Source organism: Mesorhizobium vachelliae (assembly GCF_033977325.1).
GTDB lineage: Bacteria > Pseudomonadota > Alphaproteobacteria > Rhizobiales > Rhizobiaceae > Mesorhizobium > Mesorhizobium vachelliae.
This window is the reverse complement of record NZ_JAVIIR010000022.1, coordinates 38,160-61,864: the sequence shown is the minus strand read 5'-3', so window position 1 is coordinate 61,864 and position 23,705 is coordinate 38,160. Positions and strand designations below refer to the sequence as shown.

At 59.0% G+C, this 23,705-nt stretch carries 20 protein-coding genes and 2 pseudogenes; 15 read left to right on the top strand and 7 right to left on the bottom strand.

Annotated features, from left to right (window positions below):
• Nucleotides 1–198: 198 nt before the first annotated feature.
• From RFM41_RS34275 to RFM41_RS31050, 4 genes and pseudogenes are all read left to right on the top strand, one after another.
• A pseudogene (locus RFM41_RS34275) lies at nt 199–357 on the top strand (cold-shock protein); the annotation flags it as partial.
• Nucleotides 358–366: 9 nt separating this feature from the next.
• Nucleotides 367–618: a cold-shock protein gene (locus RFM41_RS31060; protein ID WP_430708743.1), complete on the top strand. Its 252-nt coding sequence runs from the start codon at nt 367–369 to the stop codon at nt 616–618.
• Nucleotides 619–1,090: 472 nt separating this feature from the next.
• A complete protein-coding gene (locus RFM41_RS31055; protein ID WP_320215370.1) occupies nt 1,091–1,540 on the top strand; it encodes a Ros/MucR family transcriptional regulator in 450 nt (149 codons plus the stop codon).
• 954 nt (nt 1,541–2,494) lie between these two features.
• Nucleotides 2,495–3,577, top strand: a complete 1,083-nt coding sequence (locus RFM41_RS31050) for a cytochrome-c peroxidase (protein WP_320253076.1) — start codon at nt 2,495–2,497, stop codon at nt 3,575–3,577.
• A 56-nt stretch (nt 3,578–3,633) separates the two neighbouring features.
• On the opposite strand, the gene rpoN is transcribed toward RFM41_RS31050, so the two are convergent.
• The 4 genes from rpoN to RFM41_RS34265 form a co-directional block, all read right to left on the bottom strand.
• Nucleotides 3,634–5,082, bottom strand: coding sequence for an RNA polymerase factor sigma-54 (gene rpoN / locus RFM41_RS31045; protein WP_320253077.1), 1,449 nt, complete (start codon nt 5,080–5,082; stop codon nt 3,634–3,636).
• Nucleotides 5,083–5,152: 70 nt separating this feature from the next.
• Nucleotides 5,153–5,686, bottom strand: coding sequence for a peroxiredoxin (locus tag RFM41_RS31040; protein WP_320215367.1), 534 nt, complete (start codon nt 5,684–5,686; stop codon nt 5,153–5,155).
• Nucleotides 5,686–6,126, bottom strand: coding sequence for a transcriptional repressor (locus RFM41_RS34270; RefSeq protein WP_430708742.1), 441 nt, complete (start codon nt 6,124–6,126; stop codon nt 5,686–5,688). The genes RFM41_RS31040 and RFM41_RS34270 overlap by 1 nt, the downstream gene beginning before the upstream one ends.
• 583 nt (nt 6,127–6,709) lie before the next feature.
• Nucleotides 6,710–6,925, bottom strand: a complete 216-nt coding sequence (locus RFM41_RS34265; RefSeq protein ID WP_430691581.1) for a transposase — start codon at nt 6,923–6,925, stop codon at nt 6,710–6,712.
• Between the two features lie 410 nt (nt 6,926–7,335).
• Here RFM41_RS34265 and RFM41_RS31030 point away from each other — a divergent pair, with 410 nt between their 5' ends.
• Complete coding sequence (locus RFM41_RS31030; protein WP_189407090.1) at nt 7,336–7,677, top strand: hypothetical protein; 342 nt, start codon at nt 7,336–7,338, stop codon at nt 7,675–7,677.
• Nucleotides 7,678–8,330: 653 nt separating this feature from the next.
• Here the strand turns inward: RFM41_RS31030 and RFM41_RS31025 are convergent.
• The 3 genes and pseudogenes from RFM41_RS31025 to RFM41_RS31015 form a co-directional block, all read right to left on the bottom strand.
• Entirely contained in the window at nt 8,331–9,245 is a 915-nt protein-coding gene (locus tag RFM41_RS31025) for a nucleotidyl transferase AbiEii/AbiGii toxin family protein (protein WP_320319331.1), read from the bottom strand.
• Nucleotides 9,235–9,861, bottom strand: coding sequence for a type IV toxin-antitoxin system AbiEi family antitoxin domain-containing protein (locus tag RFM41_RS31020; protein WP_320253080.1), 627 nt, complete (start codon nt 9,859–9,861; stop codon nt 9,235–9,237). Before RFM41_RS31020 ends, RFM41_RS31025 begins: the two co-directional genes overlap by 11 nt.
• 89 nt (nt 9,862–9,950) lie before the next feature.
• A pseudogene (locus RFM41_RS31015) lies at nt 9,951–10,570 on the bottom strand (tyrosine-type recombinase/integrase); the annotation flags it as partial.
• A gap of 553 nt (nt 10,571–11,123) precedes the next feature.
• Here RFM41_RS31015 and nifH point away from each other — a divergent pair.
• The 10 genes from nifH (at nt 11,124) to RFM41_RS30965 (ending at nt 23,496) form a co-directional block, all read left to right on the top strand.
• Nucleotides 11,124–12,017: a nitrogenase iron protein gene (gene nifH / locus RFM41_RS31010; protein ID WP_320215360.1), complete on the top strand. Its 894-nt coding sequence runs from the start codon at nt 11,124–11,126 to the stop codon at nt 12,015–12,017.
• Nucleotides 12,018–12,112: 95 nt separating this feature from the next.
• The gene (gene nifD / locus RFM41_RS31005) at nt 12,113–13,615 is read left to right on the top strand and encodes a nitrogenase molybdenum-iron protein alpha chain (protein WP_320229532.1); all 1,503 of its coding nucleotides are present in this window, start codon (nt 12,113–12,115) and stop codon (nt 13,613–13,615) included.
• A 133-nt stretch (nt 13,616–13,748) separates the two neighbouring features.
• Nucleotides 13,749–15,290, top strand: a complete 1,542-nt coding sequence (nifK, locus tag RFM41_RS31000; protein ID WP_320229533.1) for a nitrogenase molybdenum-iron protein subunit beta — start codon at nt 13,749–13,751, stop codon at nt 15,288–15,290.
• Nucleotides 15,291–15,350: 60 nt separating this feature from the next.
• Entirely contained in the window at nt 15,351–16,841 is a 1,491-nt protein-coding gene (nifE, locus tag RFM41_RS30995) for a nitrogenase iron-molybdenum cofactor biosynthesis protein NifE (RefSeq protein ID WP_320253081.1), read from the top strand.
• A gap of 8 nt (nt 16,842–16,849) precedes the next feature.
• Nucleotides 16,850–18,232 (top strand): nitrogenase iron-molybdenum cofactor biosynthesis protein NifN, encoded by a 1,383-nt coding sequence (nifN, locus tag RFM41_RS30990; protein ID WP_320253082.1) that lies wholly within the window; start codon nt 16,850–16,852, stop codon nt 18,230–18,232.
• Nucleotides 18,198–18,701 carry a nitrogen fixation protein NifX gene (gene nifX / locus RFM41_RS30985; protein ID WP_320223314.1) on the top strand — a complete coding sequence of 168 codons (504 nt, stop codon included), beginning with the start codon at nt 18,198–18,200 and terminating at the stop codon, nt 18,699–18,701. The genes nifN and nifX overlap by 35 nt, the downstream gene beginning before the upstream one ends.
• A 12-nt stretch (nt 18,702–18,713) precedes the next feature.
• Nucleotides 18,714–19,193: a NifX-associated nitrogen fixation protein gene (locus RFM41_RS30980; protein ID WP_320253083.1), complete on the top strand. Its 480-nt coding sequence runs from the start codon at nt 18,714–18,716 to the stop codon at nt 19,191–19,193.
• A gap of 27 nt (nt 19,194–19,220) precedes the next feature.
• Nucleotides 19,221–20,006, top strand: a complete 786-nt coding sequence (locus RFM41_RS30975; RefSeq protein ID WP_320253084.1) for a winged helix-turn-helix transcriptional regulator — start codon at nt 19,221–19,223, stop codon at nt 20,004–20,006.
• Between the two features lie 98 nt (nt 20,007–20,104).
• Nucleotides 20,105–20,971, top strand: coding sequence for a universal stress protein (locus RFM41_RS30970; RefSeq protein ID WP_320253085.1), 867 nt, complete (start codon nt 20,105–20,107; stop codon nt 20,969–20,971).
• A gap of 1,367 nt (nt 20,972–22,338) precedes the next feature.
• Nucleotides 22,339–23,496 carry a TlpA disulfide reductase family protein gene (locus tag RFM41_RS30965; RefSeq protein WP_320253086.1) on the top strand — a complete coding sequence of 386 codons (1,158 nt, stop codon included), beginning with the start codon at nt 22,339–22,341 and terminating at the stop codon, nt 23,494–23,496.
• Nucleotides 23,497–23,705: the final 209 nt, after the last annotated feature.

Genomic DNA, 23,705 nt, shown 5'->3' with positions numbered 1-23,705 from the left:
GGAACATCGATGACCGCTGCTATCGCCGCTCGCTCGCTTCAGCGCTGTTGAGGGGCGCGCTCGCGAGCGGCTTCGTCACCGCCGAGCTACACCACTCAGCGGGACACGACCTTTCCTTTTCCAGAAGAGGACCTCGTCCCAAGCTTCTTTCATCAAACGTCACCTGCGACGGCAAAGCCGGTAGAAGCAGAGGTCAAGTGGTTCAACGCAAGCAAAGGTTTTGGCTTCGTCAGAATCTCGGACGGAAGGGATGCCTACCTGCATATTCGGGCATTGGAAGCGGTTGGAAGGAGCAGTGTCCCAGAGGGAGTGCGGCTCAAGGTCACCTTGGAGGAGACGCGAAAAGGCCATCAGGTCGCGCAAGTCCTGGAGATTGCACGGGAGACGGCCAACACTTCGACATCCGCGCCGGAAAGCGCCGGCACCGTCAAATGGTATAACGCCGAGAAAGGCTTTGGCTTCATTGCTCCTGAAGCCGGCGGAAAGGACGTATTCGTCCACGCCTCAACGTTGGCCCGCTGTGGAGTGAGCGAGCTCGTGGAGGGACAAAAGGTTTTTATCGAGTGCGCGCAGGGCAAGAAAGGTTTGGAGGTGCAAAGCATTCGTGCAGTTCCTTGACGACGGCCCAGCCCTTTTGTTGAACGCGCAATGGTGAGCCATTCACTGCGCATAAGCACATCAGAAAGGCGCGTTTGTCGCGGTGCTCGATCCTCATTTTTGACGAGGGCCGATATGGTTCACATCGAGCTAACCGTCCTTGGCATGGTCGTTCAAATTGGGGCTGCGGTTCATCACGGAACGCGGACGCGACGGAAATCGAACAACGTAACAGCACCTATAAGATGGCAAACAGCGGCTTGACAGAGATTATCAGGGTACTGCTTGCCGACGGCCTCGGCCCAGCAGGAATTGCCAAGCTGGCCGGCTGCTCCATAATGCAGTTTTATCGGATCATTCAAGCCTCCAATGAATCTTCTGCTGCGATAGCCAGAAGTGGTGGACTAACGCCGATATAATCAGATCATGCTGGCCTTCCTCGACAAAGCCGGTAAAAGAGTGCCCCGTGTTGTCACCCAATAGGAGTAATTGAATGCACGAGGACACCGCAAATAGCCGAGGCCTGTTGATTGAACTTACGGCAGATATTGTATCTGCCTATGTCAGCAAAAACGCCGTTCCCCCCGCGTCACTGCCAGAGCTTATCGCAAGCGTGAATTCGTCATTGTCGAATCTTGGGCAGGCGGTCGAGCCAGAGAAGCCAGCCCAAGCGCCTGCGGTTAATCCGAAGCGGTCGGTGTTTCCCGACCATATCATCTGCCTGGAGGACGGCAAGAAATTCAAATCGCTTAAGCGGCATCTCAACGTCCACTACGGCCTGACGCCCAACGAATATCGCGAGAAATGGGGATTGAAGTCCGACTACCCCATGGTGGCGCCGAACTATGCGGCCCAACGGTCGGCGCTGGCGAAGTCGAGCGGTCTCGGCCACAAGGCTGTCAGCAATCCCGAAAGGAAGTCGGCGGCACGCAAATCTAGGTAGTGGGCGCAATGCCTCCCCCAGGTCGATGCGCCATAGGGTGGAATTGACCGGCCAAACCTGTAGGCCTTCAAATCCGACATAGCCCCTGCGCACAGCCGAAGCAAACTCGGAGGCGACAAGGACGCCGGCAATCCTTTCGTAGCAAGTCCTGCTACGGCTAAATGATCGCCGGCTGGTCCTGTGCAATCGCGGCCGATCGCGTCACAGCGGCTGCCTGGCTGCTTGAGCTGCGCGGCCAGATCGCTAGGCTCGACTGAGACGCGAACTCTATCGCCGGGGTTCCTTGGAAGGTCTGCGCGGCCCTGAAGACCGCTTCGATTTCGAAGGCGAAGTCCAGATAAAATTGCCGGGGAGGGCTTTGAAGACGAAGCCGAGGCGGTATTGCGACAGCGACTCCGGTCCTCGCCGCCATCGACGTCATAACCGAGTGTACAGATAACTCCGCAGCCCCAGGCGGCAGACTTAGAGTTCGACGCGGCTGATGAATAGACACCCGCGCCCGCCGTGATTAGGAGCCGTCGCCGCACAAACTCCAAACTCCCGACTTTTCCGCTGTCGATTTTGTCGGATTGGCGACAACTGTAGCTCGACCGAGACAGGCTCTTCGAGCGTAACCGCTGCAAGTTTGAGAAAAATCTCGGTTGGTCTGAAATGGCATGATCCTTGTTGTTTTCCATTCGATGTGATCGCCGCGGACAAGAAACGCGACGGGTCCGCTCGCAAAACCAAAATGGAGAAAAAGGATGATACGACCGGAAAGAGACTCAATCTTTGGTCAGCCTCAGATTCGCCTTGAGGGGCGCGAGGGCTTCGCCCGGAAAGTCCCCGTCTTGGGCATTCATGCAATTCAGGAATGACTTCCAACTCTAGTTGCGAAGACGCGGTCCGGGCGCTGCGGTAGTTCGCTTGAATCCCTAGAAACTTGCACCAAAGCAATAGTGGGTACTTACGTCGATGGGCTTCGTTAAGACATTTATTGTCTCCGTCTTCCGCTTGGCGGCGGGATTGGCGTTTCTATGTGCTGCACTCACAGGCTGCCTGCTTGCCTCCACAGCCATGGGGCAGGACAACCTGCTGGATGTTGCGAGATCGCTGTTTAGTCCCATTCCCAAGCGTGCTGCAGACCTGGACGGCAATCCGGCGACCTTAGAGAAGCTCGAGTTGGGCAAGATGCTCTATTTCGAACCGCGGCTCTCGCAAGCTCACAACATCAGCTGCAACACCTGCCATCAAATCGGCCGTGCTGGCGGCGATGGCCGCTCCACCTCTATTGGCCATAACTGGCAGCGCGGCGGCCGCAATGCGCCAACTGTATTCAACGCGGTGTTCAACATCGCTCAGTTTTGGGACGGACGGGCAGCGGATCTGACGGAGCAGGCCGGCGGCCCGATCTCTAACCCAACGGAGATGGGGACCACTCCCGGGCACGCCGTCGAAGAGCTCAAGGGCATTCCTGGGTACGTTGAGGCGTTCGGCAAAGCCTTCCCTGATGAAATCGATCCCCTCAGATATGACAACATCGCGAGAGCCATCGCCGTGTTCGAGGCGACGCTGATCACGCCTAACGCACCCTTCGACAGGTATCTCGAGGGTAACGAAAACGCACTCACCACTGAACAGAAGGAGGGGCTCAGGCTTTTCGCCGACAAAGGATGCTCGTCTTGCCACAACGGCATCAACCTCGGTGGGAGCATGTATGCTCCTTTTGGGGTGGTCGAAAAGCCCGGCTGGGAGTTCCTGCCGCCTGACGACAAGGGACGCGTCGAGGTGACACGGAAGGTGGATGACGACTATGTCTTCAAGGTCCCTACCTTGAGGAACGTCGCACTCACCGCCCCCTACTTTCACAGCGGCCATGCATGGGATCTAGAGCAAGCCGTGGCGGTGATGGGCACGACCCAGCTTGGTACGCAGCTGAGCCCTGAGGAAGTCGACAAGATCACCGCTTTCCTAAAGGCGCTCACCGGGGATCAGCCGAAGGTAACCTATCCGACCTTGCCGCCGAGCGTCGCGACGACACCCCGGCCGGCGCCGTGACTGCATAATCCTTCGAGGGCGGCTAATAGACGCCGAGAAGGGGCCAGACGCCCGCTTCAATCTTGATCGCCAATGAGCCATAGCCGCTTTTCCCGGCGCCGTCGCACGGAGGAGGGGATGTTCATCGCCTCGCGATATTTTGTGACGGTGCGGCGCGCAACATTGATGCCGGTTTCCTTCAGCCGGACGGCGATGTCGTCGTCGGAAAGCACGTCACCGGGCGATTCTTGAGCAATTATCGCTTTGATCCGATGGCGGACAGCTTCGGCGGAGTGCGCGTCACCGCCTTGGCAGGAGGCAATCGCGACGGTGAAAAAATACTTCAGTTCGAAAACCCCGCGTGGGGTAAGCATATACTTGTTCGAGGTCACCCGGCTCACCGTCGATTCATGCACGTTGATCGCCTCAGCGACAGTCCTGAGATTGAGAGGCCGCAGATGGGCCACGCCATGTTGGAAAAAGGCATCCTGTTGGCGCACGATTTCAGTCGCAACCTTAAGAATCGTCTTGGCCCGCTGATCCAGGCTGCGGATTAACCAATTCGCGTTTTGCAGACATTCGTGCAGAAATGCCTGATCTTTCGAATTCTGGACGGCGTGTCGCGAAACTTCTGCGAAATAGGTTTGGTTGATCAAAACTTTGGGCAATGCGTCCGGATCAAGTTCGATCTGCCATCCACCTCCGGGTGAGGGCGTGACCCAGACGTCGGCTATGATGGATTCGGGCGCTCCGGATTGGAATCGGTTGCCAGGCTTGGGATCGAGCGCACGGATTTCATGCAACATCTCGAGAAGGTCTTCTTCATCGACGCAGCAGTGCTGCTTCAACGCCTGAAAATCGCGTCTGGCAACCATCTCAAGGTTCGCAACCAAGCCGGCCATTGCCGGGTCGAACCGGTCTCGCTGACGCAACTGGATCTCGAGACATTCGCTGAGAGTGCGAGCGAAAATTCCCGGTGGATCAAACTGCTGCAAGGTTGCGAGAACCCGTTCCACATCCGTCTCGCAGGCGTTCAGTTTCCCGGCCAGTTCCACAAGGTCCACCCGAAGATAGCCCGTATCTTCCAGATGTGCCGCGAGCTCGCCGGCAACCAGCCGCTCCTGTGGTGTCAATGCAGTGAGCGCGATCTGACCAGCGACGTGGTCGTGCAATGTTTCTGCGCAGGCGGCGAACTCGTCCAGGGCAGGGCGATTATCCGCAGGCATGTTCGTCGTGTTGCGCAGCGATTTCCATTCCCCCAGTCGCTCGGCGGCCGCCCCGCTCGTCGGCCTATCCGTGTCTTTTTCGCGTGCGCCGGTGGACTGGTCTGCCGAAATCGGCACGTCGCCAAGAGCCTCACCGTCGTTTGAAGCTGGCTCCAAAAGCGGATTTTTCTCGAGTTCCTGCTCCACAAATTGATGCAGTTCGGCGCGAGCCAGTTGCAACAGGCGAATCGACTCAATGAGCTGAGGCGATGCCACCATAGATTGCTTCTGGCGTTGAAGCAGCCTTGCCGAGGACAGCATGTTGAACGCGAAACTCCGATCGAGGAGGCTCTTGGCCGTGCGTTAATGGGATTGCCAGACGCTCACTTGATCATGCGGCGGCCTGCAGTGTTTCAAGAACGTTCTGCGGGGATGAGACGGCATAGGGATCGGTCTCGCAGTTGTCGGAGAATCCTTCTTCCTCGAACCATTGCTCCACCGCACCGTCGTTGATCAGGGCGGCGTAGCGCCAGGAGCGCATTCCGAAGCCGAGATTGTCCTTCGCAACCAGCATACCCATTTTGCGCGTGAACTCGCCTGAGCCGTCCGGGATAAGCTCGACCTTCTGCAGCCCCAAGGACTTGCCCCACGCATTCATGACGAAGGCATCGTTGACGGAGATGCAGTAGATTGCGTCAATTCCTTCCTTCCTGAACTCGTCATAGAGCTTTTCGAAATTGGGCAGTTGGTAGGTCGAGCAGGTCGGGGTGAAGGCGCCAGGCAGCGAGAACAGGATGACGCGCTTGCCATCGAAATAGTCGTCGGATGTCTTGTCTTGCCAGCGGTATGGATTTGGCCCCTCGACGGACTCATCGCGAACACGCGTGCGAAAAGTAACGAAGGGGACCTTCTTCGTGATGGTCATCAAGTAGCTCCTTTTAGGAGAAACCTGGCATGGCTTCTCGGTTTGGGCCGACGCAACGTCGACTCGGCAGGCATGCCGGACATGAGATGAAGGCCTTCGCGGCTTCCAAATCGCTCTTCCATCCGGTGGTACGGGAAGGCCTTGGGCCCACCCTCTTCGTCATCCGAATGGCCTGGCCAATATGAGTGATTTGGGCGGGATCGAGCAACCCTTTTGCGGCAAGTGGCGCTGGAAGGGATGTGGATGACTGGCTGCTTGTCGTCGAGGAGAAAGTGGTGGTGATCGACAGTGTCAATCTCGAAATAGCCGTGTGGCGCCGCAACGTTGAGGTCGCGCAAGAGTCTCGCTTCACGAAAGTGGTTCTGCCTATTGTAGATGGTTGCCAGTGGCGCGCCGACGTCGGTTGGAGTGACCCTTCGATGCAGTGCTTCGGCATTCACATGCTGATGAGGACCGGCAAGCAGCAATTGGGCGCATGCCGCGCAGTTGGATGTCGGCCTCCGACCACAACTGCGCAGAAAAGCTAGCGAGCACTGACGCCTGGAGGGGACGACCTCCCGATGTTTATCCGCGATAGTCACCGTCGCCTCAAGCGCTTGTACGGAGTCACCAATGATTCGCTCGTCGCTTTGTTTGTGGTTCGATGGTTCTAATGAGCTGTCGCAAATGCCGTGCCATCTGACTTGCAGCAGGGATGGAAGCGACTTTAACTTGAGTAGAGGGACCTGCTTTCGGGGTCGCCATGGAGGAAAGGCTTCCGTCTAAGACGGCGATCTCATCGGGCTAACTTGTAACATCTCAGGCAGCTAATGCTCGGGAAACATACAAGGCGTTTCCACGTGACGACTCGACGGACCTTCTTGTGTCAGAAGGTGGACGAAAATGTCGGAAGCTCTACCAAGGGCAGGGCTGGGCCGCGAGAAGGGAGAAGTGGTGGAACGGAGACGATACTTATGCTGAACCCGAAGCGCAGCTTCGTCCGCGCGTAGCCGAATGGGAAAGGGCCGAAATAAGTTTTTCATGTCAATGAACTCTGCGCTCTTTTCGGCACGTCGGTAAGAACTCGCGGCGGCAGCCAGAGCACTTGAAAGCGCGCCTGCGGAGCGCGTAGCAGCCGAGAAGGCCGCAATGCGGGCAGACGGACTCGCCATTCGTCTTTGGCCAGCTGAAATGGCAGAAGGTCGCGTAGGCTTCCTCCTCGTCAATCCGACGAGATCCTGGATAGGCATGTCCCGGCATGCCGGGGACATCAGGAAATGCTGCTCGTTCGGTATTTCACAACCCCGCGTTTCGTTCTCGGATCGCGATGGCCATCTTCGAACCACACCGGACGCTCCAAAATCCTGGGGGTCAGGCGGTGCGAGGGAGAATTAGAGGCCTGGGGTTCAGGTTCAGGCTCCTGGACTGGGCAGTCGTCGATACGCAATGGGCGAAGCGGCGGCCGTGGGAGGCCCTCGAAATCAGCGTCGTATGCTTATCCCCTCAACATGGGGCGGGCCCTTGGATATGGCGGGGGAGTCGATCGGTTCCTTGCATTTTGGGCTGACGATCGGAACGGGTCGTTGTGCCGCGGTGAATTCTATTAATGAGGCGCGATGCCAAATTGCCCGTGGGTCGACTCTGTCGGGCGAAAGAACTAAATACCCAGCATGGTTCGTGCGATTACGAAAACCCATATCATTGGCGCTGCTGAAGGCTTTTCAGCAGTGGACGGGCTTGTATTGGCTACGGTCAACGCGCCCTACAAGCGGGATATCAGCGTAGCGGCGCTGCGGGAGTGTATTGCCAAGGCCAAACTGGACGACTGGCCCGTCCATGTCGCCACTTTCTTCACAGACGTGGAGCCTTTTCTCGTTTTTCAATTTGCAAGCGCTCACGGTATCTCTAAATCCAAGCTCGCCAAGGCTTACATGGCAACGAAGGCCGCGACGGGTGAGTACAATCCGGATTTGGAGAGCGAACTTGTCTCACTGGCGCCTTCTCCTCGATAGAGCAGTAGCAGGGCTCGATCGACTCCGCGCGAAAGGGCAACCCGTCCCCGATTGGGTGCTCGGGGGCGGTACCGCTCTGATGGTCCACACTGGTCATCGCCTGAGCACATCGACGCTTTCATCGATGACCCCCAGTATTTGTCGATCCTTTCACCCGATTGGGTAGCGAAGGCATCTGGGATCATCAGGCATATGATGAGGCGGCAAACTACCTCAAACTCATCTACCCAGAAGGCGAGATCGATTTTATCGTCGCTTCTTACACTACTAATGTGCCAACGGCGCAAAATCATTGACTTGAGTGAGTTTAGTAAGGCAGCCTTGGAGAGAAAAGGCCCGCTGCCGGGAGGAGGTGGCAACGGGCCCGATTCGAAAACGGCACTAGAGGGGGTGTGCCGCATTCAAGATCGGCATCGCATCGAGAGAGTTGATCGCCGACACCCTCATAGTAGCTTCCGCGTCAGATATTGCAACGCACAAATGTCATCCCGCAATGCAATAAAAGCATCGGCCTAGCGAAAAAGCACTTCGAAGTGCTATGTCGACAGGTCGACACCTCCGCGCCCCAAGCTGATCCGCTGCCGTGGCAGCCGATCGATCCGCAACGATTTCGAGAGCCGTGATCCGCCCGTGGAGCAAAGCAAGTCCGAGCTTTATGTCCAAGGGCCGCCGGCCGGCCAATGACGCTCGAAACTGTCGCCTAAGGCTGCAGCCTGGAGCGGCGGGAAAACGAACTCGCCAATCGCGACGATCGCGGCCGGGAGATTCGATGGCTGCAAGAGAAGCGGTTCCCTTCCGAAGAACGCCGTCCATTGCCTTGCCTTCTCGCTGTCCTCGGCAAAAGCGGTACTGAGTCCAAGCGGAGTCTCCGTTGGCAGTAGCGTGTCACGGCGTTCAAATGTCGCTCGGATTGCCTGGACCAGAGATCCACCTTCGAACGCGAACAGCCGCGACAGCGCCAGCAGGTCGTAAAAATCCTTCGTGCGACTGTTCGCCTGGCCAAGCACGACGATTGCCTGGAGTTTTTCGGCAACCACGGTTTCCCTGGGATAGGCTCTCAGTCGAGGACCCTCGGCCGACAGAAGCGACGGAAACTCCAGTTCCTGCGCCGTCGGCGTAACAGCGTCACCAAAGCCGATGTCGACTTGTACCGGTATCCGGGTCCTCCCGAGAAACGCTGTCGTCTGCACCCTGACGCCGCCATATTGCTGGCCTTCACGGATCACCTCGACGCTCAGGCCGTTCGCATCGTACACCAGTCCGTCTCTTTCGGCCTCGATCCGGCAAATTGTTTCGAAAACGGATCGGATCGCCGTTACGGCTGGATTGCCGAATCCGAGAAGATCGAGGTCCTGCGTAGGGCGAAACGGATCGTTGAGCCACGCTGTGAAGAGCATCGCGCCCTTCAGGATGAACTGATCTCGATGCGGGGAGATGCTCAGCCGATAAAGCAGCCTCTCGATGGCGTATCTTCTCAGGATGAGCTGATTGTCCGTCTGCTTGTCCCGCGCGATGTTGCGGAGCCGAGCAAGAATCGATGCTGGAAGATTCGCCGGCCTATCCTTCATCAGCAACTGTGCTTTCAAGATAAGGACGAACGACACTCCAGATGCGCAGCGCCTGCGCATATCGGGCAATGTCGTCGGGCCTGGCTTTTCTGGACCGCCAGCCCATGCGGAGCGCTTCCATTGCAACGTCGAGGCCGACGGCATTGCGGAAGCGGAAGCAGTCCACGATCGACTTGGCCGGATCAAAGATCCGGACAGGCACCGAATCGATGGTGTAGGTCTTGACGCCAATGGTGAGCGCCTTTTCGCCGAAGCGAGCAACCCGGATCGGCGGATAGTCGATCGTCGGCTTGCGGTCCTTGGAGCCGATTGCGATCCAGACGCTGCGCGGAAGCTGCAGCGTGATCTCATGAAACTGGAGCGCCGATACGAGACAGATCACGCCTTTCGGAACTCGGGTTGCGATCTCGGCCAGGGAATGAGAAATGTCGACGTCGGCATCCGCGCGTTCGTAGAGCCCACGTGAGGGGCGATGGAGGATGCCCTCGTCTACCAGACGCGCAAGTGTAGCCGGATTGATGCCTCGGCGTTTCAGATCCGACAGGCGCATGATCCCGTGGTGCTCAATCAGACTGACGGCAAGATCGCGCTGAGAGGTTTCAAGGGATCCGATCATGTATCAAACTGTCGGCAATTACAGGTAAGTTCCGACATTCTATTACACCGGAGAGGGGAAGTCGGCAAGCAGCCCTTCCACCGTTCTGTAAACGTGGCGCGGGACATCGGCGCGTCAGCATCGTAGCGCGATGGAAGAACATAGCGTGAGTTCCCGGCGCATGTCCTGAGTGCGATCATGATATCGACGGATTGGCGCGACAGATAAACATTACGAGGCTTGGAGCGCTTCATGCGCTCTTTGGGAATACTCCACACGGCAAATCGACTTCATCCCAGACCGCATCCTGCAATTCGCTTTTTAGAACCATGGTCAGCAGTATGAGTCGCAGGCCCAAGCGGATCGTCGCGCCATGCAGGATCACGAACGCGAAGATCTGCTTGACGATGTCGCGGACGTGGATAGCACGTTGCCGGTGCTCCTCGATCCTTCACTTTCTTGCAGAGCCCCCGGAGATCGTCCGGCGAGATCTCCTTGAGGAGCCGGCTTCTCCAGGTCGGCACAATGTCGCGGTCGAAGATCGCCCGGCGCATGGCGCGTGTACTGTCAGCCATACGCGCTTCCTGAACCAACGCTCCCCGAACTCACCGAAACTCTTGGCTTCCTTCAAGCGGCGCTTCTGTCGCTGCTTCTCCTGCGCAGGCGAGATTCCCTCCCCGACCATGCGACGCGCATCGAGACACCACTCTCTCGCGCGGGCGAGGGTTACACATATCTTCTCTTGAAATCAGTGACGTAGAGCGGGTTAGCGATAGTTAGCGATAATCCGCGAATGACCCAAAATCACTCGACTTGCGCCATCAGGGTGCGTTCAAAGGAGATATCTGGGCGCACCTTGACTAAAGGTTCACTTCCGCCAGACGACGACAGCAACCGTGGCGTTCTCGACTATTGCCAGAAGACAGGTGCGTCATCCAGGATTGAAGTTGTGGCGGCGCAAATTGGCCGGGGAGGCGTGCCACTCACGAGGACTGGACGACAGCGTTTGTGCCTTTCGGTCCCGGCGTGAGGTATGGCTGTCATATTTACGCTCTCCGACAGGTTTCGTTGGTCTTGTCAGGTTCGCGACACGGGCTCGGTTAGCCATTCCCTTATTTTGCTCAGGTCAAATAACTGAAAAGGAAGAACAAAAAACTTTCTTCGATCGGTCAATAAAATTGGCACGAGTTTTGAGCCTTGCATTACGAGGCGGCGAAAAAGCTGCCGACCGGCATTCATATCGCGGGCAGCCGCGATGAATGGAACGAAGGAAGGAAAGCTACATGTCAGGTCTGCGTCAGATCGCCTTTTACGGCAAGGGCGGCATCGGCAAGTCCACCACCTCCCAAAATACGCTCGCCGCCCTTGTCGATCTCGGGCAGAGGATACTCATCGTCGGCTGCGATCCCAAGGCCGACTCCACCCGCCTGATCCTGAACTCGAAGGCGCAGGATACCGTGCTGCACCTTGCTGCAAAGGAAGGTTCGGTGGAAGACCTCGAACTCGAAGACGTGCTCAAGATCGGCTACAGAGGCATCAAGTGCGTGGAGTCGGGCGGCCCCGAGCCGGGTGTAGGCTGCGCCGGCCGCGGCGTCATCACCTCGATCAACTTCCTCGAGGAGAACGGCGCCTACGATGATGTCGACTATGTTTCCTACGACGTGCTCGGGGACGTGGTGTGCGGCGGTTTTGCAATGCCGATCCGCGAGAACAAGGCCCAGGAAATCTACATCGTCATGTCCGGCGAGATGATGGCGCTCTATGCCGCCAACAACATCGCCAAGGGCATTTTGAAATACGCCCATTCGGGCGGCGTGCGGCTCGGCGGCCTGATCTGCAACGAGCGCCAAACCGACCGCGAGCTCGACCTCGCCGAAGCACTGGCGTCCAAGCTCAATTCCAAGCTCATCCATTTCGTGCCACGCGACAATATCGTCCAGCACGCCGAGCTCAGGAAGATGTCGGTGATCCAGTATGCGCCGGACTCAAAGCAGGCCGGGGAATACCGTGCGCTGGCCGAGAAGATCCATGCCAATTCGCGCCAGGGCACCATCCCGACCCCAATCACCATGGAGGAGCTCGAGGACATGCTGCTCGACTTCGGCATCATGAAAACAGACGAGCAGATGCTTGCCGAACTCCAAGCCAAGGAAACGGCGAAGGCGGCCGCACTGTAACGAGCGTTGTCGACTTGAGGTGCGGCCTTGACCAAGCGCGCCTTTGTAACGGCGCCTCGCCGGTGAGGCGTCACACGAACCTTGAAAGGGGTCCCATGAGCCTGGAATACGAAAATGACGGTGCTCTCCATGCGAAGCTTATCGAGGAGGTGTTGTCGCAATATCCCGACAAGACGGCGAAGCGCCGCAAAAAGCACCTCAACGTCGCAAAGAGCGGGGACGAGGCCGGCGAGGAAGGGGAGGTCCTTTCCGAATGTGACGTCAAATCGAATATCAAGTCCATTCCCGGCGTGATGACCATTCGCGGCTGCGCCTATGCCGGCTCAAAAGGCGTGGTGTGGGGTCCGGTCAAGGACATGGTCCATATCTCGCACGGCCCCGTCGGCTGCGGGCAATACTCCTGGTCGCAGCGCCGCAACTACTATGTCGGCACCACCGGCATCGACACGTTCGGGACAATGCAGTTCACCTCCGATTTCCAGGAGAAAGACATTGTTTTCGGCGGCGACAAAAAGCTGGAACAGATCATCGACGAGATTGAAGAACTTTTTCCGTTGAACAAGGGCATCACCGTGCAGTCCGAGTGCCCGATCGGCCTCATAGGCGACGACACCGAAGCGGTTTCGCGCAAGAAAGCCAAGGAGATCGAAAAGACGATCGTGCCGGTGCGCTGCGAGGGCTTCCGCGGCGTCTCGCAATCGCTCGGCCACCACATCGCCAATGATGCGATCCGCGACTGGGTGTTCGAGAAGAGGGACGTCGAGTTCGAGGGTGGCCCGTACGACGTCAACGTGGTCGGCGACTACAATATCGGCGGCGACGCCTGGGCTTCGCGAATCCTGCTCGAGGAGATCGGCCTGCGCGTGGTCGGCAACTGGTCGGGCGACGCCACGCTCGCCGAGATAGAGCGCGCGCCGAAGGCCAAGCTCAATCTCATCCATTGTTACAGGTCTATGAACTACATCTGTCGACACATGGAGGAAAAGTACGGCATCGCTTGGATGGAGTACAATTTCTTCGGTCCCTCCCAGATCGAAGCCTCCCTGCGCAAGATTGCCAAGCATTTTGGGCCGGAAATCGAGGAGAAGACCGAAAAGGTGATCGCCAAGTACCGCCCCTTGGTCGAAGAGGTAATCGCCAAATACCGACCGCGCCTCGAAGGCAATACGGTGATGCTCTATGTCGGCGGCCTGCGCCCCCGCCACGTCATCACAGCCTACGAGGACCTCGGCATGGTGATCGTCGGCACAGGTTACGAGTTCGGCCACAACGACGATTACCAACGCACTGCTCACTACGTGAAGAACGGCACGCTGATCTATGACGACGTGACCGGTTATGAGTTGGAGAAGTTCATCGAGGGGGTTCGCCCTAATCTCGTAGGCTCGGGGATCAAGGAAAAATACCCCGTGCAAAAGATGGGCATACCGTTCCGTCAGATGCACTCCTGGGATTATTCGGGGCCCTATCATGGCTATGACGGCTTTGCCGTTTTCGCCCGTGATGTGGATCTTGCCATCAACAACCCGGTCTGGGGCCTATTCGAGGCGCCTTGGAAAAGGCGTCCGAGCCGTGGACGGGCGATGGCTGCCGAATAAATGCCAGGCCCTTAGCCTGGTCTTCCCAAGGAGACGATAAACCCCGCGACCCCGTGATACGCGGAAGACCAGAAACGTTTGATGTTCCTGTCCCGCCGTATGGCGCGGTCAGATAGAAAAAGAGGTGACCACCATGCCGCAGTCGGCCGAAAAAATTCTCGACCATGCGCCCCTCTTCCGCGAGCCGGAATACAGGCAGATGCTGGCCGAGAAGAAGCTGAATTTCGAATGTCCGCACCAGGATCAGGTCGTTACCGATCAACGCGAGTTCACCGAGACCTGGGAATACCGGGAAAAAAACTTCGCTCGCGAAGCGCTTGTCATCAACCCCGCCAAGGCCTGCCAGCCGCTCGGCGCGGTGTTCGCGGCCACGGGCTTCGAGCGAACCATGCCCTTCGTGCACGGTAGTCAGGGTTGCGTGGCTTACTACCGCTCGCACCTGTCGCGCCATTTCAAGGAGCCTGCTTCGGCGGTTTCTTCCTCGATGACCGAGGACGCGGCAGTGTTCGGCGGCCTGAAGAACATGGTCGACGGGCTCGCCAACACGTATCAACTCTATGACCCGAAGATGATCGCCGTGTCGACGACTTGTATGGCCGAGGTCATTGGCGACGACCTGCACAGCTTCATAGAGAACGCCAAGGAAGAAGGCTCGGTCCCGCGCGACTTCGACGTGCCCTTCGCGCACACGCCGGCCTTCGTCGGCAGCCACATCGACGGCTATGATGGTACGGTCAAGGGCATTTTGGAACACTTCTGGAAAGGCCAGGAGCGAACGGAAGCCCCAGGGACGATCAACATCATTCCGGGCTTCGACGGCTTTTGCGTTGGCAACAACCGGGAACTCAAACGCCTGCTCGATCTGATGGGCGTGTCCTACACGTTCATCCAAGATGCCTCTGACCAGTTCGACACACCATCGGACGGCGAATACCGCATGTATGACGGCGGCACGAAAATCCAAGACGTGAGGAACGCACTCAACGCCGAGGCGACACTTTCGCTACAGCATTACAACACCCGAAAGACGCTGGAATATTGCGAGGAGGTCGGCCAGGCCACAGCCTCGTTCCATTACCCGCTGGGCGTCCAGGCGACCGACGAATTCCTCGTGGAGGTCTCCGCGATCTCCGGCAAGGAAATCCCCGAGGCAATCCGGCTGGAGCGCGGCCGACTTGTTGACGCCATGGCCGACAGCCAATCGTGGCTGCACGGCAAGAAATACGCACTCTACGGCGACCCGGACTTTGTCCACGCCATGGCCCGCTTCATCATGGAGACAGGCGGCGAGCCGACTCACTGCCTCGCCACCAACGGCACGAAGGCGTGGGAAGACCAGATGAAGGAGCTGCTTGCATCCTCGCCCTTCGGCAAGGAGGCTCAAGTCTGGGCGGGCAAGGACCTGTGGGCGATGCGATCGCTGCTCTTCACCGAGCCCGTGGACCTGTTGATCGGCAATTCCTATGGCAAGTATCTGGAGCGCGACACCGGCACGCCGCTGATCCGGCTGATGTTTCCGATCTTCGACCGGCACCACCACCATCGTTTTGCGCTCATGGGCTACCAAGGCGGGTTGCGCGTACTGACGACAATCCTCGACAAGATCTTCGACAAACTCGATCGCGAGACAAGCGAGACGGGGGTGACGGATTATTCTTATGACCTCACCCGCTAAGAGCGGTGGCCGGCTTTTACGATCGGTCCGTCTTCTCGATTGACTTTGGAGACCGGCGCAATGTCCTCGCTCAATGCCAAAATCCAAGATGTCTTCAACGAGCCTGCCTGCGAAAACAACCGCGGCAAGGACGCCAAGGCGCGCAAAAAGGGCTGCTCCAAGCCGCTGACCCCCGGGGCGGCAGCCGGCGGCTGTGCCTTCGACGGCGCAAAAATCGTGCTGCAGCCGATCACCGATGTCGCGCATCTGGTCCATGCACCGCTCGCCTGCGAGGGCAATTCCTGGGACAACCGCGGCACGGCTTCGTCCGGGCCAACGCTATGGCGCACAAGCTTCACGACCGATGTCACCGAACTCGACGTGATGATGGGGCAGGGCGAGCGGAAGCTTTTCAAAGCGATCCGCGAGATCAAGGAAGCTTACGCGCCGCCCGCGATCTTCGTCTATTCGACCTGTGTGACGGCGCTGATCGGCGACGACATCGAGGCAGTGTGCAAACGCGCGGCCGAAAAGTTCGGCCTGCCGGTGGTGCCGATAAATGCGCCGGGCTTCGTCGGGTCCAAGAATCTCGGCAACAAGCTTGCCGGCGAGGCGTTGCTCGATCATGTAATCGGCACTGTCGAGCCCGACGATGCCGGCCCTCACGACATCAACATCCTTGGCGAATTCAACCTCTCGGGCGAATTTTGGCTGGTGAAGCCGCTTTTTGATCGGCTCGGCATCCGGGTGCGAGCCTCAATTCCGGGCGACGCGCGCTACCTCGACGTTGCATCAGCGCACCGCGCCCGGACAACCATGATCGTGTGCTCGACTGCCCTCATTAATCTGGCGCGCAAGATGGAGCAGCGCTGGGATATCCCGTTTTTCGAGGGCTCCTTCTACGGCATCACCGACACTTCCGAAGCGCTGCGGCAGATCTCCAGACTGCTCATGAAGAAGGGTGCGGATCCGGAGATCCTCGGCCGCACAGAGGCATTGATTGCTGAAGAGGAGTCGATTGCCTGGAAGAAGCTCGCGGCCTACCGGCCGAGGCTCGAAGGCAAGCGCGTGCTTCTCAACACTGGCGGTGTGAAGTCCTGGTCGGTCGTCCACGCACTTATGGAGATCGGCATCGAGATCGTCGGCACCTCGGTCAAGAAATCAACGCCCGAAGACAAGGAGCGCATCAAGAAGATACTCAAGGACGAAAACCACATGTTCGAGGCCATGGCACCGCGCGAGCTTTACGCAATGCTCTCAAAACACGAGGCCGACATCATGCTGTCGGGAGGGCGCACGCAGTTTATCGCACTGAAGGCCAAGGTACCCTGGCTCGATATCAACCAGGAGCGTCACCAGCCCTATGCCGGTTATGACGGCATGGTGGAACTCGTGCGCCAAATCGACCTCGCCATCCACAACCCGATCTGGCGCCAGGTGCGGGAGCCACCACCGTGGGAGTGCCAGCTCGTCGCAGAGGACGAACCGTCGAGCACGAAAAGCGAGACCGCGACCGTCCAGGGTTTCAAGAAATTCGCCGGCACGACGGCCGACGATTTCGGCGAGTGTTGAGGAAGCCGATGGTCCGCATCCTTCCCCAGGCAAAAGCCGCGGCGGTCAATCCACTGAAGTCGTCGCAGCCGCTGGGTGCAGCCTTGGCCTTTCTTGGGATCGATGGTGCGATGCCGTTGTTCCACGGCAGCCAGGGGTGCACCAGCTTCGCGCTCGTGCTCTTCGTGCGGCATTTCAAGGAAGCCATCCCCCTGCAGACTACCGCGATGGACGAAGTGGCGACGATCCTTGGCGGGGCGGATCATCTGGAAGAGGCGATCCTCAATCTCAAGACGCGCACAAAGCCAAAGCTGATCGGGGTCTGCACGACGGCGCTAACGGAAACCCGAGGCGAGGATTTCGCAGGGGATATCGCCAATATCGGGCAGAAGCGCGCGGAAGAACTCGCGGGTACGGAGATCGTGCTGGCCAACACGCCGGATTTCGAGGGGGCGATCGAAGAGGGCTGGGCCAAGGCTGTCACGGCGATGATCGGAAGGATGACGCGGCCCGGCGAGCAGGCGCGGCAATCGAAGAAGATCGCGATCCTGCCCGGCTGGAATCTCACTGTCGCCGATATCGAGCATTTGCGCGACATGGTCGAAAGCTTTGGGCTCGAGCCGGCGATTGTGCCGGACGTCTCCGGCTCGCTCGACGGTACAGTGCCAGACCGCTGGGTCACGACCACCTATGGCGGTACCAGCGTCGAGGACATCCGCGAGCTTGGCACGGCCGTGCGATGCATTGTGATCGGTGAGCATATGCGCCGCCCGGCCGAGCTGTTGCACAGGTTGACTGGCGTGCCTTACGCGATGTTCCAGTCACTGGCTGGATTGAAGGCCGCAGACCGGTTCGTCTCGCTGCTGTCAGCGATTTCGGGCGCGCCGGTGCCAGCCGGGGTGCGCCGGCGCCGGGCGCAGTTGCAGGACGCGTTGCTCGACGGACATTTCCATTTCGGAGGCAAGAAAATTGCGATCGCTGCCGAACCAGACCAACTCTACCAACTCGCGACTTTCTTCGTCGGCATGGGCTCCGAAATCGCGGCGGCGGTCACCACGACCAATATGTCGAAAATTCTGGAGAAAGTACCGGCGGACTCGGTTCAGATCGGCGATCTTGGCGATTTGGAGGCTCTTGGCGCTGGCGCTGATCTCCTCGTCACCCATTCCCACGGCCGCCAGGCGGCGCAGCAGCTTGGCATCCCGCTCATGCGCGTCGGCTTCCCAATCTTTGACCGGCTCGGCAGCCAACACAAGCTCACAGTCCTCTATCAGGGGACCCGCGACCTGATCTTCGAGGTTGCCAACATCTTCCAGGCCAATCGACATGCGCCGACGCCTGAGGCGCTTGATCCGTTCCGCCACCGAGAAATGCCAGATGAGCTCAGTTCGTCGCCTCTCGCTCGTCTCTGACGAGGTCCACGCATCGATGCCGCTACGGCAAGCCGGCGCTTTGCGCGTGGCGATCGCTACGCAAGACATGAAGAACCTCAATGCCCATTTCGGGTCGGCCAAGCGCTTTGCGGTCTACGACGTGACGCGCGAGGAGTGGCAGCTTGTGGAAGCCGTGGCCTTCGACGACGTTTCCGATGAGAGCGGGACGCATCGCAGCGAGGGCGACGATCGCATCGCTCCGAAGGTGGCGGCGCTGAAGGGCTGTCATCTTCTGTTTTGTCTTGCTATCGGGGGACCTTCGGCAGCCAAGGTTATTTCGGCGAAAATCCATCCGATCAAAGTGCCGCAGCCCCAAACCATCCAAGAGGTGCTGTTGCGCACGCAAACGATGCTCAGGAAGGCTCCTCCGCCCTGGCTGCGCAAGGTGCTGGCGGAGGCAGGCGTTGCCGAAAAGAAGCCGTGCTTCGAAGACGAGGACTTCAAATGAGGAGTGGGCGAAATGTTTGACGCCGTGGTCAGCCCTGATGTCGCCGAGGACGAGGCGGCCCTTGCCACCCCGTTCGTCAAATGCCTCGTGCGACTGATCCGTGCCCAGGATTCCTATGGAACATGGGAAGGCAAATCGGACGCCGAGCTCCTGGGCGACTTCATCATCACAAAGGAACAGCGCCGTGCGATCCCGATTATCGGCGATCCCGATCCTGACGTCCTGTGGAGGCTCGATATGTTTTACACCGCCGTCGGGCTCGCGATCGAAGAGCGTTCCGGCCTGATGGCATCGCCGATGATGGAGATGAGCCATGAGGGCTTCGGGCGCGTGCTCTTCACGGCCGGGCGGCTGGTCGTTCTGTCGAAGACCCTGCGCGACGTCCACCGGTTCGGCTTCGAGACCTTCTGGAAACTTGCGGCGGCGGGTACGAAACTGGCCGGTGATGCGATCGCGGCCATTGAAGCCTATCCCGATGTGGCGCGGGCGTGATGAACGCGATTTTCGAGCAAGGGGATCATGCCAGGCGTTGAAGACATGTCATGGCCCGCCCACCCAACCGGGGCGGTCGAGGCCGATTTGCTTCTTGGGGTAGCGCCGATGAAGCCATTGGTCCTGATCTGTTCGAAAGACGCGGAGTTGTACCTGTTCCTCAGTCACATTCTGGGGGTGGACGGCTTCACGAGTGAGCCGGCCGGCGGCGTGAAGGAAGCAATTGCAGCGGCCGATGAACGAGAGCTCCAGGCGGTGGTGCTGGATTGCGGGCCGGCAAGCGCAACGGGCTCCACAATCTGCGCAACATTCAAGAGGGAGCCCCGGACGGGTGGCCTTCCCGTTATTGCCCTGATTGCCCCCGGCGCCGAGAACCAGCACCTCGATCTCTTGAAGGCAGGCATCGACGAGAGCTTTGTGCGGCCGATCGCGCCGGCCACGCTGCTTGACTGTCTGCGCACGAAGCTGGCGCTGCCGAAGCCGGGTTCAAACGGGGCCGAAAACGGCAGCTGGCTCTGCTGCGGCGGCCTTGAGATGAAGCTCGATGCTTACCGAGTTCGCGGTAACGGCCATGACATCCATCTCGGACCGCTCGAGTTCAACCTGCTGCGCCATTTGCTTGAAGCTCCCGGCAAGGTCTTTAGCCGAGACGAGCTGATCGACGCGGCCTGGCCCAACAATATCCATATCGGTGCACGCACTGTCGACGTCCATATCAGCCGGATCAGAAAGGCGCTGAAGGCGGCCTCGCCCGACAGCGTCATTCGTACCGTCAGATCGGCAGGTTACTCGCTGGAGAAGCCGGATGGCTGAATGGCAAGCCGGTTTGCCATTTCCCATCTCCCTCGCGAGGGCAAGTCTAGCGGCTTCGAAACGCCTGCAGGTACAACATACTCGAAAAGAAGCAGTCCATGGCCTTCAAAAGTGTACTCAGTGTGACGGGAGCTCACCACTCCGATAAGGACGTCACAATAGCTGCCGGCTTGTGTGCTGAGGGCGGTGCGAACCTTTCGGTACTTATTTTGGCGTCTCCGCCGCTATGCGGTTCCATCCCCGAGTGGCCAAAACGACGTGCAGCGGCCATTGCCAAACTGGAAAAGCGGTATAGGCAAATCGAGAAATTTTCACACGACATGGCCATTCTGGAAAAGACGTCCAGGGATATTCAAAACCTGCTGGGAGCTCTGTGGATTTGCCATGACGTCGATACCGAATACTGCGACCGGGCCATCGTCGGCGACGCGGTGCGACAGCGGGCGCTCTGCAGTGACCTGACCATCGTCGGCCCCGCACTTCTCAACGACATCGATCTCGGACCTCTTGTTATCAACGGCAGCTTGTTCGATACCGGAAAGCCGGTGCTCGTCGTACCGAAGGGTGCCGAGGCGACTCTGTCGCCACGGCGCGTGCTGGTCGGCTGGGATTCTCGCGTTGAGGCGTCCCGTGCGGTTCGGGAAGCGCTGGATTTGCTGTCCGGAGCCGAGGAAGTTCGGCTCACCTTGGTCGATCCGGAGGTGACCTGCACCGGAAACGGCACCGAGCCGGGAGCCGACGTCGCTGCCTATCTCACCCGGCATGGTGCTCGGGTATCGGTCGACCGGCTGCCGAGCGCCGGCAAGCCGGCGGCAACGGTGCTCGCGCAGCACGCAATCGACACGTCTGCCAACATGATTGTCATGGGCGCCTATGGCAGCCGGCGGCTGCGCGAGCGGCTCTTCGGTGGCGTGAGGAGATGGATAGAAGCAAAGCCGCCATTGCCGCTGTTTTTGGCGCGGTGACGGTTCCGAAGGGGCACCTATGCTGTTCGAAGCTCTGCTTCGCTGGTCGCCTCTCCTGACGCCAAGTCGGCCAGGGTCGCGGCAAACGCGCACGTTTTCGCCGAGCGCCTCGAGACAATTTACAAGCGCCTCGGCCCGAGGCATCCCGCACGTCTCCAGTGTGTGCTTAGGATGGCTCGCCCGAGATGATCCGTGAGCGGAACTCAACGGCCGCGCCGACGTACCGGGCTTCTCAATGCAGTCTCAAGGGTTCTCGGGTCGGCGTCGGGTCGAAAACGAGAATCCTTTCGACGCGGCGCGCCGTTCGGACCCGCATCGGCATCCGCATGGGCGAAATCACGGATCGCCCTCACGATTGGGTTGGGGCTGAACAACGCAATCCTAGTACCGCGCGGCCAAGACCCTCGACTTCGAGTCTGGACAGTCGGGCCCTTGCCGGATTGGGCGGCAAGCGATGGCATCAATCATAATGTCATTGGCTGAGATGGTAGAGCGGCGAGGACGCCGCATCTTCAGTGTATTCAGTCGGTCCGGCCGGACCCCGCGTGGCGGCCGAATGGTCCTGGGCTGATCAAATCCGACAATGCTCGCATTCGCACCCGGGCGGGCGCTGTAGCGCCCGGGCGCCGGAACACAAGGTAACACAAAGCAGGAATCCCGCAGAGTTCACCGGCCGGCACCAGCACTCCTGGCCGGTCCGCCACGATCGTCATAGTCAATCTGACAATGGCGGCGTTGGCGATGGCGGTAGTGGCGGGCCGCAGCTGGACCGGCGTCGTCGCGGAGGACGCCCATGTCACCAGCCGGGAAATTCAATCGCAAGGCGGAAGGGGGGCACAGCGGCACGCGCATGGAGCGGTCCCTTGCAATCGCAAACGCCGAGTTCCGCTACCGCCTGAGGGACCGTAACGGCACAAAGCTCAACCCAATGGGCGCGAAGCGGGCGATGATGACGAGCCTGGCGATAGCCGACGCAGTCATGATGTCCATCTGCTCATCCCTTGGCCGGCATACATGTTGAGTGGTCCGTGGCCAGGCTCTTCTGGCGGCGCGCAGCGCGTGATGCATGTCCAAAACCTGACAACGGGGTCAAACATGTCGGGTTCAATACAACCGGCCATCTTCGTCGCATGGTGGGTTTTCAAGCGAAACCTACCCCTTACTGCACGCCGAGCGCACTGGCACAGCCTTTGCAAGTGGAGATTCGGCAACACTGGATGCCGGCAAGACTGAGTAAACGCTCATTGCGCGCAGACGCGCGAGACGGGTGATGCTCGCTTTCCTTGAACCCGTGTGCCCCTCGCTTAGAGGGAAACAAGCTCGCGCGTAAAGTCGCGCAACCTTTGGCAATAGCCTTGGAGAGCAACATGTCATTGCAGATGGAGTCACAGGCTCCCCCGATCAAGGTCGAGACCTGGCTGCGTGGCGAGCCGCTTGCGAGTTTCCAGGCCGGCAAAGTGTACGTCGTCGAGTTTTGGGCGACTTGGTGCGGACCATGTGCGGCGGCGGCACTCCAACTGGTGCAACTGCAGGAAAAATACAAGGACGCCGGACTTGAGGTCGTCGGAGTCGCGGCCGATGAAGACGCTTCCTCGCCCGTTGAGGCCCGAGCCAAGTTGGGCGCGTGGTTGGCCGAAAAATGCCCGGATCTGAACTATCGGATCGCGTTCGACCCTACGGACGAAATGAACAAGCTTTGGAGGGAGCCCAGCTTTTCGGTCGGAATTCCGACCTCGTTCGTGGTCGACCGGGACAGCCACATCGCCTTTCTCGGTCATCCGAGGCACCTCGATGAGGTTTTGCCGAAGGTGCTGAACGGCACTTGGCGCGCCAGCGATGAAGCGAAAGCCGCCGACACGGCGCGGATCGCCAGAAATGGCGCACTAGCGCGCGAACAGGGCTTGAAGAAGCCAATCAATGACAAATTCTGGGCGGCGATAAAGGCAGAGGATTGGACGATGGCGCTCTCGGCGATCGAAGAGGGCATCGCCTTGATGCCGGACAATATCAGTTTTCGCCTGGCTCATGTGCATCTGTTACTTCACAGAATGCACGACATGCAAAAAGGCAGGCCCGTCATGCGCGAATTGGTTCGCGACGCAATCGACAGAAACTCCGAGAACTGGATGCTTGCAGCGCTAGGCCAGCTCTTCGGTCCGGCGCACGATCATTCGCACTTTCCATCTGCTGAGCGTTTCGCGATGGGCAAAAAGCTGTCCGAACACATCTTGGCACTCAATCCCCCGCAAGGCGACGGCCCCAAGTTCCGGTCTTATCCGGCGGTCGCTAGGTACTATTACGACAGCGGCAACAAGGATCGCGCGATCGAGTTGCTCAGGTTGGCACTGAAGTCGCTTGAAGGTCCGGAGCTTATTCCGGACGCACAGAAACAGCACCTTCTACCGGATTTGCTCCAGGCCCTAGCCAGCTACAAGGCTGGGAGGGCCGTTGCAGCGCTCTCTTCGCGGGTTCGCAAAACATTTTCCCCCCGACACCAAAGCGCGAGCGGCCGAAAAAATACATAAAAAGAGGCGTCAATCTGAATGTTTACTGGCCAATTCGTCCATTTGCCTGGCGTGGCCGCAGCAAGTAGGCCCTATGCAGCACCGGGTGGATCGTTTGCGGCAGTTTCAAAACTCGAATTTTGCGATGACCCGCGGCCGCGCAGCGGCGCAAGTGATGTTGGACGAGAATTCTCGCCATGGTGGAAGGCCTCGCGGTCGAAGACGCGTCC